Below are 14697 nucleotides of genomic sequence, written 5' to 3'. Positions count from 1 at the left end.
CAAGTTTTTTCCGATAGCGTCATGTCGCGTCTTGCAACTCCTGTTCGAGGGCGCGTTCCACGGCGCCACGCGGCCGGGTGAAGCGGGCCAGCAGGTCATATAGCACCGGTGTGACCACGAGCATCAGGACGGCGGAAAGCGCAAGCCCGGCGATGATTACCGTGCCGATGGCGTTGCGGCTTTCGGCCCCGGCGCCAGTGGCCAGCACGAGGGGAAGCGCGCCAAGGACGGTCGACAGCACGGTCATCATGATCGGACGTAGGCGCAGGGTGGCGGCGGCAATCACGGCCTCGCGGATGTCCTTGCCCTCGTCGCGCAATTGATTGGCGAACTCGACAATCAGGATACCGTTCTTGGCCACGAGCCCGATAAGAAGGATGATCCCGATCTGGCTGTAAACATTCAGCGACAGCCCCCCAAGCGCCATGGCATAGATCGCGCCCGCAACGCCCACCGGCACCGTCAACAGGATGGTCACCGGATGCACGAAGCTTTCGAATTGGGCGGCCAGCACCAGAAAGACGATCAATAGCGAAAGCGCAAAAACCATATTGGCCCCCGAGGCGGTATCCTTGAACGTGCGCGATTGGCCCTCGTACCCCAGGTTGGCCTCGGCAGGCAGGATCTCGGCCGCGGCCTGCTCCAACTCGCCCAGGACCGACCCGAGGTCATACCCGGGGGCGAGCGCGCCGGAAAGCTGGATCGAGGGTAACCTGTCGAAGCGGCGCAGCGAGGGGGCGGCGGCGTTTTCTTCGACCGTGACAAGCGCGCCCAAGGGGACAAGGCTTTCGCCGTCGCTCGCACGAATGAAGATATTGTCGATATCCGAGGGCGTGCGGCGGTCGTCCTCCTGCGCCTGGGCGATCACCGGGTATTCGCGGCCCCGGCTGACGAAGGTGGTCATTTGCCGCGAGGCCAGCATGGTTTGCAGGGTGTTGGCGATCACATCGGCAGAAATGCCCAGATCATCGGCGCGTTCGCGGTCGATGCGCAGGTCGAGTTGCGGCAGGTTCTGTTCGAAATCGATTTCCGGGTTCACAAGCCCTTCGATGGTTTCCGCGCGTTCAAGCAGCGCCGTTGACCAGTCTTTGACGCTGTCGAAATCGGGGCCGCCGATCACCACCCGCACAGGTGTGGAATTGCCGCGCAGGCCAAGCCCTGCCGGGGTGACGGGAAAGCCGCGTGCAATGGTGACCTGGTTCATCTGCGGGGAAATACGGCGGACCACGTCGCTGATGGGTGTGCTGCGCTCGTCCCACGGGGCCAGGCGGAAGACAACGAAGGACCGCCACGCCCGGTTGCCCCAGCCGGTAAAGGTGAAAACCGTTTCGACGATGCCTTCGTCGCGCATCGGTTGCAGGATGGCTTCGACCTGTCGGGCGGCCTGGTCGGTATACTCCACGGTGCTGCCTTGCGGGGCGGTCAGCGGCACGAAGCCCACACCACGATCTTCGCGGGGGGCCAGTTCGCGGGGCAGGCCGTCGTAAAACAGTGCCGCGCCCCCGATGATCGTGACGGCGAGGGCCAGCACCACCACGGGCATGCGCAAGGCGCGGGTCAGAAGCGCGGTATAGCTTTTCTGCACGACGCCGCGCGGGGCTTGGCTATCCTGAGGGGCGGGGGCGGCCCCCTTGCGCAGAACCTTGGAGGCCAGGGCAGGACAGGCCGTGAGGGCGACGAAGGTCGAGATGGCCACCGTGCCGGCCATGACCCAGCCGAATTCGATGAACAGCCGCCCCACTTGCCCCGGCATGAAAGACAGCGGCACGAAAACCGCGATCAGGGTGGCCGAGGTGGCCAGCACCGCGAAGGTCACTTGCCGGGCGCCTTTCATGGCGGCGACAAGGGGTGTTTCACCGTTCTCGATCCGGCGCTGGATATTCTCCAGAACAACAATGGCGTCATCCACCACCAAACCGATGGCCAGCAGCAGCGCCAGCAGTGTTAGTGTATTGAGCGAAAAGCCCCACGCGCCGATCAGGACAAAGGCCCCGACAAGTGAAACCGGGATGGTGATGGCCGGGATCAGCGTGGCACGCAGTGAGCGCAGGAAGACAAGGATGACCAGCACCACGAGAACAAGCGAGATGCCAAGCGCCTGCAGCACCTCGCGGATGGAAGCCCCGACGAAAAGCGCATCGTCCGAGCCGACGATGATCTTCATGCCTTCGGGCAGGGTGGGGCGCAGGCGATCAATCTCGGCGCTTACGGCGTTGGATATCTGCAAGGTGTTGGATTGGCTTTGGCGCTGCACCGCGATGCCGATGGAAACGCGGCCGTCGCTGCGCGCGATGGTGGAATCGTCGGCCACGCCGGGGGCGACCTGCGCGACATCGCCAAGCCGGACGGGGTAGCCCGCCACACGGTCCAGCACCACGTCGCGGAAATCCTCGACGCTTTGCAGGCGGCTGTTGAGGCGCACGGAAAGCTGGCGGTCTTTCGATTGCACCTCGCCCGCGGGAAGTTCCACGTTGTTGCGCAAAAGCGCGCGTTCCACATCGGCCACGGTCAATTTGCGCGCGGCCAGCGCGCGGCGATCCAGCCAGATGCGCACGGCAAAGGGCCGGTCGCCATAGATGCGCAGGTTGGCCACACCATCCAGCGTGGCGAGGCGATCGACGATAAAGCGGTCGATATAATCGGTGATCTCGGGCGTCGTCATCCGGTCGGAGGTGACGGCAAGACGCATGACCGGGTCGGCATCGGCATCGCTTTTTTCGACCTCTGGCGCTTCGGCCTCCTCGGGGAGGTCATCGCGCACGCGCCCGACGGCATCGCGAACGTCATTGGCGGCGACGTCAACGTCCTGGCCTGCCTCGAACTCGATCGTAACGCGGGAACGGCCCTGCCGGCTTTCGGATGAAATGGACCGGATGCCCGAGATCGAGGCCACGGCCCCTTCGACGGTTTCGGTGATATCGGTGTCGATCACCTCGGGGGCGGCGCCGCGGTAATTCGTGGTGACGGTGACGACGGCATTGTCCACGTCGGGCAATTCACGCACCGGGATGTCGCGCAGGGCGGCGATGCCGAAGACGATCAACAACAGGCTTGCCACGGCGGCAAGCACCGGACGGCGAACAGAGATATCCGAAAGCGTCATGAGCCTTGTCCGTCGGGATCTGATGCGGGGCTGTCGGCATTCAAAATCTGCACCTGTCGGCCATCACGAACCCGGTGCAGGCCGCGTATGACAACGCGCGTTCCGGCGTCAAGCCCATCGAGAAGGGCAACCATGCCATCGCGGCGCGCACCGGTTTTGACAGCAACGCGGGTGGCGATATCGCCGTCGAGCGTGAAGACATAGCTTTGAGCGGCCTGAAAAATGATCGCCTCTTCGGGAACGACGAGGTGCTCGGCCTCGTCGATGATCAGGTCAAGCGACATGAACATGCCCGAGGGCAGGATGCCGTCGGGGTTGGGGATGACAGCGCGGGCGCGGAACGCGCGGCTGATCGGGTCAATCCTGCTGTCGACGGCCTCGATCTGTCCGGTGAAGCTTTGCCCGGGGAAAGCCGCGCTGTGGGCGGTGACCTTCTGGCCGATCTTGATCCGGGCGAACAGGGTTTCGGGAAGGGCGAATTCAACCTCGACTTCGGAAAGGTCGTCAAGCCGGGTGATCAGCGTTCCGGCGCTGACCCGTGCGCCTTCGTCGATTTCGGCCAGGCCGACCACGCCCGCGAATGGGGCCAGGATGGTGCGTTCGGTCAGCCTTTGACGGGCGCGATCAAGCTGCGCACGGGCCTCGGCAAGGCGGGCGGTGGCTTCCTCCAAGGCGGCCTCGGCCACGGCATTGGTGCGGCGCAACTGTGTTACGCGCGACAGGGCTTGTTCGCGTTCTGTCAGGCGTGCCTCGGCCTCGACCAGATCGGCCTGTGCAATCGTGTCGTCAAGACGCACGAGAACGGCGCCCTTGTCGACCCCTGCGCCCGGTGTGATGCCAAGTTCGACGACACGGCCATCGGTTTCGGGAACGATCTCGATGGAGCGTTTGGCGCGGCTGGTGCCCACGGCTTCGACAATGTCGCGCAGGGTGCGCACCTCGGCCTGGGCCACTTCGACTGTTGCCGCGCTTGCACCACGCGATTGCGCGGCTGTGCTTTCGGTGCCGGTCGATGAATATCGCTGATAGCCTTCGTATGCGCCGTATCCGACAGCCGCAAGCAGGCACAAGACCAAGATTTGTTTCCAGACCGGCACGAATTTGCCCTTCTTTGTTATGGGGCGTTCGAAGGTTGCCCGCTTTGCAGGAATGGTAATACCATGCCGGCGATTGACAATCTATTGTCTCGGGTCAAGCCGCCCGGTGATGGGCGGACAGTCTTGCGCGTGTTACTTTCCAGATATCGTTCAGCAAGGCGAGATGCGCCCCGATGTCATCTTTTCGGCCTGACAGGCAGGCGTCCTCGGCCCGGCTCAGCGTGGATTGCATTGCGGTTGCGCCAATGATGGCGGCCGAACCTGCAAGCTTGTGAAGCCTGTCGGCCAGCGTGCCGAAGTCTGCCTGTTCCAACAAATCCCCGGCCTCGGCAATCAATGTGTCTGCCTCGGCAAAGAAATCCTGCAGCGTGAGGGTCAAGCGATCGGGCGGGATCATCTCGGTAAGCTGTTTGAGAACATGGTCATCAAGGACCGGGTGGTCGGGCGCGGGCGGGTTTCGCAGGGGCTCGGTATTGGCCTGCTTACCGGCGACAATCGCGCGAAGCTCACTGCGGGGCAGGGGTTTGGTGAGTATGCCTTCGGCGCCCGAGGCGTGAAGCTCTGCGTCGATTTCGGTTTCAAGATTGATATGCGCGGTCAGGAAAAGAACCCGGGCGTTGCAGGAGGGGCCAGTGCCCTGGGTGATCCTGCGCGCCGCTTCGAGACCGCCGATACCGGGCATCGAGATATCCATCAGGATCAGGTCGAAGGCATCAATCTCGGCGGCGGCAATGGCGGCGGCCCCGTCGGCCACGGCGCGCACGCTGTGGCCATCCTTTTCCAGCATCTGTGCCAGGACGTATCGGTTTGCGCTGTTGTCTTCGGCGATCAGAACCGAACGGCGGGCGGTGCCGTGTTTCTCGGGGTCGACAGTTTCGCGATGCGGCTTCTTCGCGGCCTTGGGCAAAGGCAGCCAGACCCAGAAAAGGCTTCCTTCCCCCTCGACGCTTTCGACCCCGATTTGCCCACCCATGAGCGTGACCAGTTGCCGGGCAATACCCAGTCCAAGCCCGGTGCCCTCGACCATCTCGGAGGCCTCTCCGCCAAGGCGCACATAATCGTCGAAGATGCGGGGCAGGTCGGATTCACCGATGCCGATGCCGGTATCGGAAACCTGGATTTCCACGATGGATGTATCGTTGCTCGTTCCCTCGTGGCGCGTTGCCTCAAGGGTGATGGTGCCGTTCTCGGTGAATTTTATGGCGTTCGCGATGAGGTTGATCAGAACTTGTTGAACACGGCCCTTGTCGCCCGAAACATGCCCCAGCGGTTGCTTCGGCGGCAAAAACTCAAGCGTGGTGTTGCGGGCTTCGGCGTTATGACGTTCCGCGGTCGTCAAATCCTTCAAAAGCTTGTCGAGGTTGAACACGGTTTCGCGCAGGCGCAGCGTACCGCCATCGGCCTGCGTAATCTCAAGCGCATCATTGATCTGGTTCAGCAACTGTTGCCCCGATCCATGCATGATACGCGCATAGCGCCGCTGCTCCTTGGTCAGGCGGGTTTCATCAAGAAGGTCGAGGGTGCCCAGTATACCATGCAGTGGCGTGCGCATCTCGTGGCTGATCATGGCAAGGAAACGCGCCTTGGCCCGTTCCCCGGCCAGCGCATTGTCGCGCGCCACCTGCATTTCGGATTCCGCCGCGACCCGGCGCGAGATATCGCGGATGAAACTTACGCATACCTCGTCGCCCATGCGATCCGCCATATCGGCCGAAAGCTCGACGGGAAAATGATCGCCGTTCGGTGCGCGTGCCATGAGATTGGCGCATCGGTTTGGCCCCTGCGCGCAGGATTGGATAAGGCGTGCCCCGGCCAGGGGGGCCAATTCTCCGCTGTCGTCGCGCCGGAAAAGAACGTTCCGGACATTGGGCGGCGGCCCATCGGTGGCCTCGGCAAGGCCGAACATCCGGATGGCGGCGGCGTTCTTGTCGACGATGTCACCGTTCGGGGCCACCACCAATACGGCATCCTGCGAGGTGTTCAGAATGGTCGTCAGGCGGTTCAGAGTCTTGCGGTTTTCAAGCGCCCGGCGGCGGTAAAGATGAAAAAGCCGCCACAACAGGATCAGCAGAGAGATCATGCCGACCATCATCAGCACCACCAATGCGGTCAGCCGGATCAGTTGGCCTAAAAGCGCGTTGCGTTCGTTGTTGGTTTGTTGCGCGTCGATGGCCACCCCCGCGATCGAGAGTTGCCGAATAGGCGGGGTGAGACTCTCAAGGTGGTCGATCAGACGGGCCCGTTGCGCCAGGAGGTCGTCGTCGGGGCCATCCATGACCGACAGGATCGACGTCAGTTCGGCTTTGATCGTTTTCAGGTTGGGGGATAATTCGTTGTTGGCCCATATTTCGGCAAAGCCGCGCCCGCGCGACAGGGTGACGACCCGGCTGTAGAGGGCATTGAACCTGCGGTGCGCTTCGTCGATCGTGGCCGGGTTGTCCCCATCCATACGATCAAGCGCGTCGATGGCCTTGAGCTGCTCCACCTCAAGCTGCGCCACGGTCCATTGCAGGTTGTCGGTTGCGCTTGTGCCCAGTTCGTCCAGTTTGAAAAAGACTTGCGCGGTCATGTAGACCGCAGCGACAAGGCAAATACCGGCCAGACCGCTGAACACGGTAAGTTGGAATCTGCGACGCAAAAGACGTCGTATCAGTTTTCCGGCAGCCATCGACAAGGGTCTCGCGAAAGGAAGCGTCACATCGTGCTAGCGCGAAACGGTGATCCGGTCCAGTTGCCAGACACTTCGGGTATAAATCATCTCGGTGCGAAAGGCGGGGTCGGAGTCGTAGTTGTAAATCAGCCAGACAGGTCCTTTCTCGCGCACTGTCATCGGTTGGTCGTTTCGCATCAAGGCCAATAACGCGCCGCCGCGATTGACCTCGCTTACCGGTATTTGAACCCAGTAGTCGTTGATTGCCTGAACTGTCAGGGTTCCCTCGGTGATACCGAACTCGGCCAGTAAATCCGCAAGCCACACGCCATCGAACCGTTGCTGCCCTTGGGTCCAAACGGTCTTGGTTTCAAAGCCCGACAGTGGGAGAGACATCAAATGCGCGCGGGTAATCTTGGTGGTAAGGGTGCCCGGCCCGCCCGAAAGCGGTTGCACCAGGGTGAAAAGCGGATCTTCCTGTTCGGCCTGTGCCTGATGCGGACAAAGCCACGCCAGCAAACCGCCCCCCGAGATCGCAAGAAATTGACGACGCTCAAGCAAAATACGAGACTTTCCGATACCAAGGACTACACCACGGATAATAGCGTTTTTTCCGCTTTCAGAACTATCCCCCTATTCAAAGGCATAGGTCAAAGGTAAATTACCTGTGTGGTAGGGGACAGGACTTGTGTGCCGGGAACGGCATTTGAACTGAGGCTACGGGAGCGCCGGGCGCTTTAGGATGAACAAGAAACACTTATTGTTGGCCGATGATCACGACCTTGTTCGTGAAACGATTGCTGCGTATTTGAGACAACAGGATGGCTTGGAGGTGGCTGTGGCCGCGTCTCTGGAAGAGGCGCTTGCAAAGGCGCGGACGGTGGAATTCGACCTTGTGCTGTTGGATTACGCGATGCCGGGGATGGATTCCCTTGGCGGTCTTGGCCGCATGAAAGAGGCGGTCGCCTGTCCGGTTGCAATCCTTTCCGGCGCGGCCCCGCCGGATGTGGCGCGTCGGGCGTTGCGGTCGGGGGCGGCGGGGTTTCTGCCCAAAACGCTTGACCCGATGTCGCTTGTTACGGCGGTGCGCCACATGCTGCTTGGTGAAACCTACATGCCCCTGGAGTTTCTGAACGACCCCGGGCAATCCGAAAAACGCGTCGTCCTGACCCCGCGCGAAAAGGATGTGTTGCGGGGGGTGGCCGAGGGTAAATCCAACAAGGAAATCGCCCGTGATCTCAATATCCAGGAAGTCACGGTCAAGCTTCATGTCAAGACGTTGTCGCGCAAACTGGGGGCGCGCAATCGGACCCATGCGGCCATGCTTGGCCGCGATATGGGGCTGACCTGACGGCGCCACGGTCTTTTGGGTTTGACATCGCGTTGCACAGGGCAGGATAAGCAGCCTTGATATGAGCAGGAAACCCTTTGCCCGATTGGAAGATGTGCTTGGTGCGATCGCCTTGATCGCGGCCTTTTTCATGCTTGGGGTGTTTGACTTCAAAAAAGAGGACCCGCTTGTCGAAGCGGGGCTGCGGGCCGCCTCGGGCGAGGTGATCCGCGAGGCCAGGCACGCGGTAAAGGTCGAGGTGGACGGCCGCGACCTGACCTTGACCGGACTGGTCGATAGTGAAGCCGAGAAAACCCGGCTTTTGAACGGGTTGCGCCAGATCGAAGGGCACGGGAGTATCGATGCCGAGGTCAAGGTCCTGGACCCCGCGGTGCCCTTCGTAACGAGTTTCGAATGGCAGGCGGAAGGCGGGGTAACGGCCTCCGGCTCGGTGCCGACCGAGGCCGCCAGAACGCGGCTGTCACAGGTGTTCAAGGCCGATCTGGCCGGATTGGAACTGGCCTCGGGTGCGCCGGGGAAATGGCTGGAAATGGCCGCTTTGGTGGCGCAGGCCGCAGGCCATCTTGAGGCCGGGCGCGTGGTGATGGAAGATCATGCGGTGACGCTTGAGGCAACCGCCCTTACGCCGCTGGACGCCGGTCGCGCCGAGCGCCTGCTTGAGGCGGCACCGGCGGCGTTCAACCTGTCTGTCGATATGGATTTGCTGGATGACGGCAGCCCGATGCGCCTTTCGGCACGGCGCAGCGTGGAGGGAAATATTCGTTTCGCGGGCAAGCTGCCCGAGGGCATGACAATCGCCGATTATGACCTTTCCGAGGTGGCGCGAAGCCCTGTTTCCGCCCCCGTGGCGGATTGGGACACGGCCCTGCGTCTTGGGGTGCAGGCCTTGAGCCATCTGCGGATCGGGCATCTGAGCGTGACCGGCCGCAGCCTGAGCCTGAACGGCGAGGCGTGGTCGGACCGGGCCATGGCGCAGGTACAGGATGTGATGGCCGAATTGCCCGAGGAAATGATCGCAAGCGTCGATGTGATCCAGATGGATGATGGTCAACCGTTTGATTTGACCGTGACATTCGATGGCGCCAAGGCCGAAGCCACGGGCAAGGTGCCGAATGATCTGAACCTGCGCACCCAAGGGGCTTTTCTGGGCCATCCAATGACGGCATCCGACATGACCTTGGCCCAGGTTTCGGCCAATCCGGCATGGTGGGACGCGGCGACGCGGGGGCTGGAGGCGCTCGGGGTGTTCGACGCGGGGGAAATGCGGGTTCGGAACGGGCGGTTGCGCCTTTCGGGCCAGGCGTTCGGCCCGGATGAGCGCGCCAGGATCGAAGCGGCGCTGCGCCCGCTTGCGGACCAGGTTGTCGTGGATCTGGATTTGACGCTGAAAGACGATGGCAGCCCGGCGCGACTGCTGTTGGAATGGGATGGAAAAACGGCCCGCGCCAAGGGAAAACTGCCGGAGGAAATGGACATCGCCGCCATGGCCGAGACTTTTGGCGCACCTGTCATGGATGACGGAATTGCGGTGGCCTATCTTCCGGTCAAGCCGAGGTTTTCCGGGGCGGTGGACAAAGGCGTGAAGGCCTTGGCGCTGGCCGAGCAAGGCAAGCTGTCGATTGACGAACGCCAGTTGCGGCTTGATGCCTTGTTGCGCGATCCTGATGCCGGTGCTTCGGTGAAAGAAATTTTTGGCGATATGCCAGAGGGTTACACCCCGGATATCGTGTTGGACTTCCTGGATGACGGGCGCCCATTCTACTTGACGATGCAGTTCGATGGCCAAGCGGTGGTCAGCGCCGGGAAAGTGCCGCGGGATCTCGGGGTGGCCTCGCAGGGGGCGATCTTTGGGCGCGAGGTGCAGGCCGACGATCTGAGTTTTGCCGATGTCTTGGCCAGCCCGGAATGGTGGGGCGCGGCGCGGGCCGGAATCGTGGCGCTTTCGATGCTCGAACGCGGTGCATTGGAGGTGGATAGCGACGTGATCCGCCTGCGCGGGCGCGTGAGCGGCCCCCGCCAACGCGACATCATCGAACGCCGGCTGTCGTACTTGCCCGAGGGGTTTACAGCGAGTGTCGAACTGACGGTACCGCCTGAAACCGATGCGCCGCAGTAACGTCAAACCGAATCGGGATGCCGATTCCCGGGAGGTCGGCGAGGGCGTGCGCTATCGGTATCGTCGTCGTAACCGTTCCGCCGTTAAAGCGGTCCGCCCTTAACCTGATCCCCAGCTAAGGGCGAAACGGTTCAGCCGGCACTGCCTGACCCGCTTTCGGCCTTGGCTTTGAACGCCTTGGCGCGATCAAGAAGCAATTTGCGCGCCGCGATATTGGCGCGGCGCACGCGCATCGAGGTCAAAAAGGCCTCTTCGGCGGTTTGCGAGGTGGCACCGAGCAGCTTGACGATATCGGAAATGATGCTGTCGTCGCCGGTGGCGTCGACATACTTGATAACGTCCAAAGCCAGTTCATCGGCCAAGTCCTCGGTGACACCCATGGGTTACCTCGTGGATTCGGTCAGTCGGCGTTTGACGTAACCGGTCACGTTGTCGATCATGGAATCCATGTACGGCTCTTCGAAGAAGTGACCGGCGCCTTCGACCTCGTCGTGGGTTACGGTGATACCCTGCTGTTCCTGCAACTTCGAGACCAGCGCCGTCGTGTCGGCGGGGGGTGCCACGCGATCGGCCGCGCCGTTGATGATCAAGCCCGAAGAAGGGCAGGGCGCAAGGAAGGAAAAATCGTACATGTTGGCGGGGGGCGATACCGAGATGAATCCGGTAATCTCGGGCCGGCGCATCAAAAGCTGCATGCCGATCCAGGCCCCGAAAGAGAAGCCCGCAACCCAGCAGTGCTTTGAGTTGTTGTTCATCGACTGTAGATAATCGAGGGCCGAGGCGGCATCGGAAAGTTCGCCAACGCCTTGATCGTATTCGCCCTGGCTTCGGCCCACGCCGCGGAAATTGAAGCGCAGCACGGTGAAGCCCATGTTGTAAAAGGCGTAATGCAGGTTATAGACGACCTTGTTGTTCATCGTGCCGCCGAACTGCGGGTGCGGGTGCAGCACGATGGCGATGGGGGCGTCTTTTTCCTTTTGGGGGTGATAGCGGCCTTCGAGCCGACCCTCGGGGCCGGGAAAAATTACCTCGGGCATGGATTCCCTTGTCCTTCTTGCTAAGGTGTGGGCGGTATTCTTGACGGAATTGCTCAAGCACCTTAGAAATGTTCTAAATTAGGCCAGCGTGGCAGGCCAGACCCTAGCCGAGATAAGCGTTGCGCGGGGTCAGGTCAATCTATTCGCGGAGGAAGCGCCATGAAACTGAGCACAAAAGGCCGCTACGCCATGGTGGCGCTTGTCGATATCGCCTTGCAGGACGCCGAAACACTGGTGACGCTGAGCGATATTGCAAAGCGGCAGGACATTTCCCTGCCCTATCTGGAGCAGCTTTTTGTCAAGCTGCGGCGGGCCGAGCTGGTGACCTCGGTCCGTGGGCCGGGCGGTGGCTATCGCCTGTCACGGCCGGCATCGGAAATCCGGGTGTTCGAGGTGCTGGCGGCGGTGGATGAGACCGTGGATGCCCTGCACAAGGGCGCCGGTGCCTCGGGCGCGGCCAGCGGATCGCGGGCGCAGTCGATGACCAACCGCTTGTGGGAGGGGTTGAGCGCACAGGTGTACGTTTTCCTGCACCAGACCCGGTTGAGCGACGTGGTGGGCAACGGTTTGGCCCCGTGTCCGGCGGTGCCCACATTCTTTGCCGTGGTGGATGAGGAATGAGGACCGGTCGCGGAGGATTTGCGCCGCCTTCGGCGTCGCCCGGGCGGGGGGCGTTGCCCCCCACGTTGAAACCTTGCGGTTTTCAACGCTCCCCCCAGGATATTTGTGAAAAGAAGAAAGAGCGGACGGTTTGAGCCGGGTGTATTTGGACTACAATGCGACGGCCCCTTTGCGGGCCGAGGCGCGCGCGGCCATGATCCGGGCGATGGACGTGGTCGGCAACCCGTCGTCGGTGCATGGCGAGGGGCGCGCGGCCAAGGGGCTGATCGAGCGGGCCCGGGGGCAGGTGGCCTCCGCACTCGGGGCCGATGGGGCGGATGTGATCTTTACCTCGGGGGCCACGGAAGCGGCGGCCTTGGCCTGTGCCGGGCGGGGGTTGCATGGGGCCGCGGTGGAGCATGATGCGGTCAAGGCCTGGATCACGGCGGATTTGCCGGTGGATTCGAATGGCCATGTGACGGTGAGCGATCCGGCGCAATCGGTGTTGCAACTGGCCAATTCGGAGACCGGGGTGATACAGGACCTGCCCGAGGGGCTGGCCATGTCGGATATGACGCAGGGCTTCGGCAAATTGCCCTTGGCCTTCAACTGGTCGGGGTGCGAGATGGCGATTGTCTCGTCCCACAAGCTTGGTGGGCCAAAGGGTGTCGGTGCCTTGGTGGTCAAGCGCGGCACCGAGGTGGCGGCGCGGATCAAGGGCGGGGGGCAAGAGATGGGCCGCCGGTCGGGGACCGAGAACGTTATCGGGATTGCCGGATTCGGCGCGGCGGCGGAGGCGGCCATGCGGGATCTTTCGGATGGAGTTTGGGCGCGCACTGCCGAATTTAGAAAGATTCTAGAAAAAGTGATTGCAGACGGGGCAAAAGAGACTATTTTTGTCGGGAAAGATAGCGCGCGGCTGCCCAATACGCTTTGCATGATAACGCCCGGATGGAAGGGCGAAACGCAAGTCATGGCGATGGATTTGGCAGGCTTTGCGGTGTCCAGCGGCTCGGCCTGTTCCAGCGGAAAGGTGCGCGCCAGCGGGACGCTGGAGGCCATGGGGTTCACCCCCGAAGACGCGGCCTGTGCGCTGAGGGTTTCACTGGGACCCGAGACGTCGAAAGACGAGGTCATGCGCTTTGGCGAGGCATGGCTGAAGCAATGGACCAAGCATCGCGCCCGGGCGGCGTGACACGACAACCAAGGAGGTGGCCTTATGGCGGCACTGGATGACACACAGGTCAAGGAAGGCGTTGATCAGGAAACGGTCGATGCGGTGCGCGAGGTTGGCGGCGCTTACAAATACGGCTGGGAAACCGATATCGAGATGGAATATGCGCCCAAGGGCCTGACCGAAGATATCGTGCGCCTGATCAGCGAAAAGAACAACGAGCCGGAGTGGATGACCGAGTGGCGTCTGCAGGCCTATCAGCGCTGGTTGCAAAAGAAAGAGCCCGACTGGGCGATGCTGGATTACCCGAAAGTGGATTTCCAGGAGCAGTATTATTATGCCCGTCCCAAGAGCATGACCGAAAAGCCCAAATCGCTGGACGAGGTCGACCCCAAGCTTCTGGAAACCTATGAAAAGCTGGGCATCCCGCTGAAGGAGCAGATGATCCTTGCCGGTGTCGAAGGGGCCGAGGAGGCCCCCGCCGAGGGCCGCAAGGTGGCGGTTGACGCGGTGTTTGACTCGGTTTCGGTCGGCACGACCTTCCAGAAAGAGCTTGAGAAGGCGGGCGTCATTTTCTGTTCGATCTCCGAAGCGATCGAGAAACACCCCGAACTGGTCAAGAAATACCTTGGCTCGGTGGTGCCGGTGAGCGACAACTTCTATGCTACGCTCAATTCGGCGGTGTTCTCGGATGGCTCCTTTGTTTACGTGCCCCCCGGTGTGCGCTGCCCCATGGAGCTGAGCACCTATTTCCGGATCAATGCGGAAAATACCGGACAGTTCGAGCGGACGCTGATCATTGCCGACAAGGGCTCTTACGTGAGCTATCTTGAGGGCTGCACCGCGCCGCAGCGCGATGAAAGCCAGTTGCACGCGGCGGTGGTTGAAATTGTCGTCGAGGAAGACGCCGAGGTGAAATATTCCACCGTGCAAAACTGGTTCCCCGGGAACGAGGATGGCACCGGCGGCATTTACAACTTCGTGACCAAGCGGGCCGATTGCCGGGGCGACCGGGCCAAGGTGATGTGGACGCAGGTGGAAACCGGTTCGGCGGTCACCTGGAAGTATCCGTCCTGCATCCTGCGCGGCAATGAAAGCCAGGGCGAGTTTTATTCCATCGCCATCACCAACAACCACCAGCAGGCCGATACCGGCACCAAGATGGTGCATCTGGGCAAAAACACCAAGTCGCGGATCGTCTCGAAGGGGATCAGTGCAGGCGTGGCGCAGAATACCTATCGCGGGCTGGTCAGCATGCACCCCAAGGCCAAGAACAGCCGGAACTACACCCAGTGTGACAGCCTGCTCATTGGCGACAAATGCGGGGCGCATACGGTGCCTTATATCGAGGTTAAGAACAACTCTTCCCGTGTGGAACATGAGGCGACCACCTCCAAGGTGGATGACGACCAGATGTTCTATTGCCGTCAGCGCGGCATGGACGAGGAAGAGGCAGTGGCCTTGGTTGTCAATGGGTTCTGCAAGGACGTGTTGCAGGCGCTGCCGATGGAGTTTGCCATGGAGGCGCAGCAACTGGTTGCGATCAGCCTCGAAGGCTCGGTGGGCTAA

Annotated in this window: 11 protein-coding genes; 5 read left to right on the top strand and 6 right to left on the bottom strand. The window is 61.7% G+C overall.

Annotated elements, in window-relative coordinates:
* Window positions 1-19: 19 nt before the first annotated feature.
* The 4 genes from RBB32_RS01880 to RBB32_RS01865 all read right to left on the bottom strand — a co-directional run bounded on the left by RBB32_RS01880 (window position 20) and on the right by RBB32_RS01865 (window position 7369).
* Window positions 20-3103 carry an efflux RND transporter permease subunit gene (locus RBB32_RS01880; protein WP_306150969.1) on the bottom strand — a complete coding sequence of 1028 codons (3084 nt, stop codon included), beginning with the start codon at window positions 3101-3103 and terminating at the stop codon, window positions 20-22.
* Window positions 3100-4200 (bottom strand): efflux RND transporter periplasmic adaptor subunit, encoded by a 1101-nt coding sequence (locus RBB32_RS01875; protein ID WP_306150968.1) that lies wholly within the window; start codon window positions 4198-4200, stop codon window positions 3100-3102. Before RBB32_RS01875 ends, RBB32_RS01880 begins: the two co-directional genes overlap by 4 nt.
* Before the next feature lie 94 nt (window positions 4201-4294).
* Window positions 4295-6868: an ATP-binding protein gene (locus tag RBB32_RS01870; RefSeq protein ID WP_306150967.1), complete on the bottom strand. Its 2574-nt coding sequence runs from the start codon at window positions 6866-6868 to the stop codon at window positions 4295-4297.
* A 36-nt stretch (window positions 6869-6904) separates the two neighbouring features.
* The gene (locus tag RBB32_RS01865) at window positions 6905-7369 is read right to left on the bottom strand and encodes a molybdopterin-dependent oxidoreductase (RefSeq protein WP_306150966.1); all 465 of its coding nucleotides are present in this window, start codon (window positions 7367-7369) and stop codon (window positions 6905-6907) included.
* A 223-nt stretch (window positions 7370-7592) separates the two neighbouring features.
* On the opposite strand from RBB32_RS01865, the gene RBB32_RS01860 reads away from it, so the two are divergent.
* Both RBB32_RS01860 and RBB32_RS01855 read left to right on the top strand, forming a co-directional pair.
* Window positions 7593-8201: a response regulator transcription factor gene (locus RBB32_RS01860; protein WP_306150965.1), complete on the top strand. Its 609-nt coding sequence runs from the start codon at window positions 7593-7595 to the stop codon at window positions 8199-8201.
* 61 nt (window positions 8202-8262) lie between these two features.
* Window positions 8263-10317 (top strand): BON domain-containing protein, encoded by a 2055-nt coding sequence (locus tag RBB32_RS01855; protein ID WP_306150964.1) that lies wholly within the window; start codon window positions 8263-8265, stop codon window positions 10315-10317.
* A 131-nt stretch (window positions 10318-10448) separates the two neighbouring features.
* Here RBB32_RS01855 and RBB32_RS01850 read toward each other — a convergent pair whose 3' ends face one another.
* Both RBB32_RS01850 and RBB32_RS01845 read right to left on the bottom strand, forming a co-directional pair.
* The gene (locus tag RBB32_RS01850) at window positions 10449-10697 is read right to left on the bottom strand and encodes a hypothetical protein (protein ID WP_306150963.1); all 249 of its coding nucleotides are present in this window, start codon (window positions 10695-10697) and stop codon (window positions 10449-10451) included.
* Window positions 10698-10700: 3 nt separating this feature from the next.
* The gene (locus RBB32_RS01845; RefSeq protein ID WP_306150962.1) at window positions 10701-11354 is read right to left on the bottom strand and encodes an alpha/beta hydrolase; all 654 of its coding nucleotides are present in this window, start codon (window positions 11352-11354) and stop codon (window positions 10701-10703) included.
* Between the two features lie 159 nt (window positions 11355-11513).
* On the opposite strand from RBB32_RS01845, the gene RBB32_RS01840 reads away from it, so the two are divergent.
* The 3 genes from RBB32_RS01840 (at window position 11514) to sufB (ending at window position 14697) form a co-directional block, all read left to right on the top strand.
* Window positions 11514-11975: an Rrf2 family transcriptional regulator gene (locus RBB32_RS01840; protein ID WP_306150961.1), complete on the top strand. Its 462-nt coding sequence runs from the start codon at window positions 11514-11516 to the stop codon at window positions 11973-11975.
* Window positions 11976-12105: 130 nt separating this feature from the next.
* Window positions 12106-13149, top strand: a complete 1044-nt coding sequence (locus RBB32_RS01835; RefSeq protein ID WP_306150960.1) for a cysteine desulfurase family protein — start codon at window positions 12106-12108, stop codon at window positions 13147-13149.
* A 24-nt stretch (window positions 13150-13173) separates the two neighbouring features.
* Window positions 13174-14697, top strand: coding sequence for a Fe-S cluster assembly protein SufB (gene sufB / locus RBB32_RS01830; protein ID WP_306150959.1), 1524 nt, complete (start codon window positions 13174-13176; stop codon window positions 14695-14697).

The sequence above is a fragment of the Roseovarius sp. MMSF_3281 genome (assembly GCF_030733685.1).
GTDB lineage: Bacteria > Pseudomonadota > Alphaproteobacteria > Rhodobacterales > Rhodobacteraceae > Roseovarius.
Note: the sequence above shows the minus strand (reverse complement) of the source record. Positions and strands in the feature narration are given on the sequence as shown.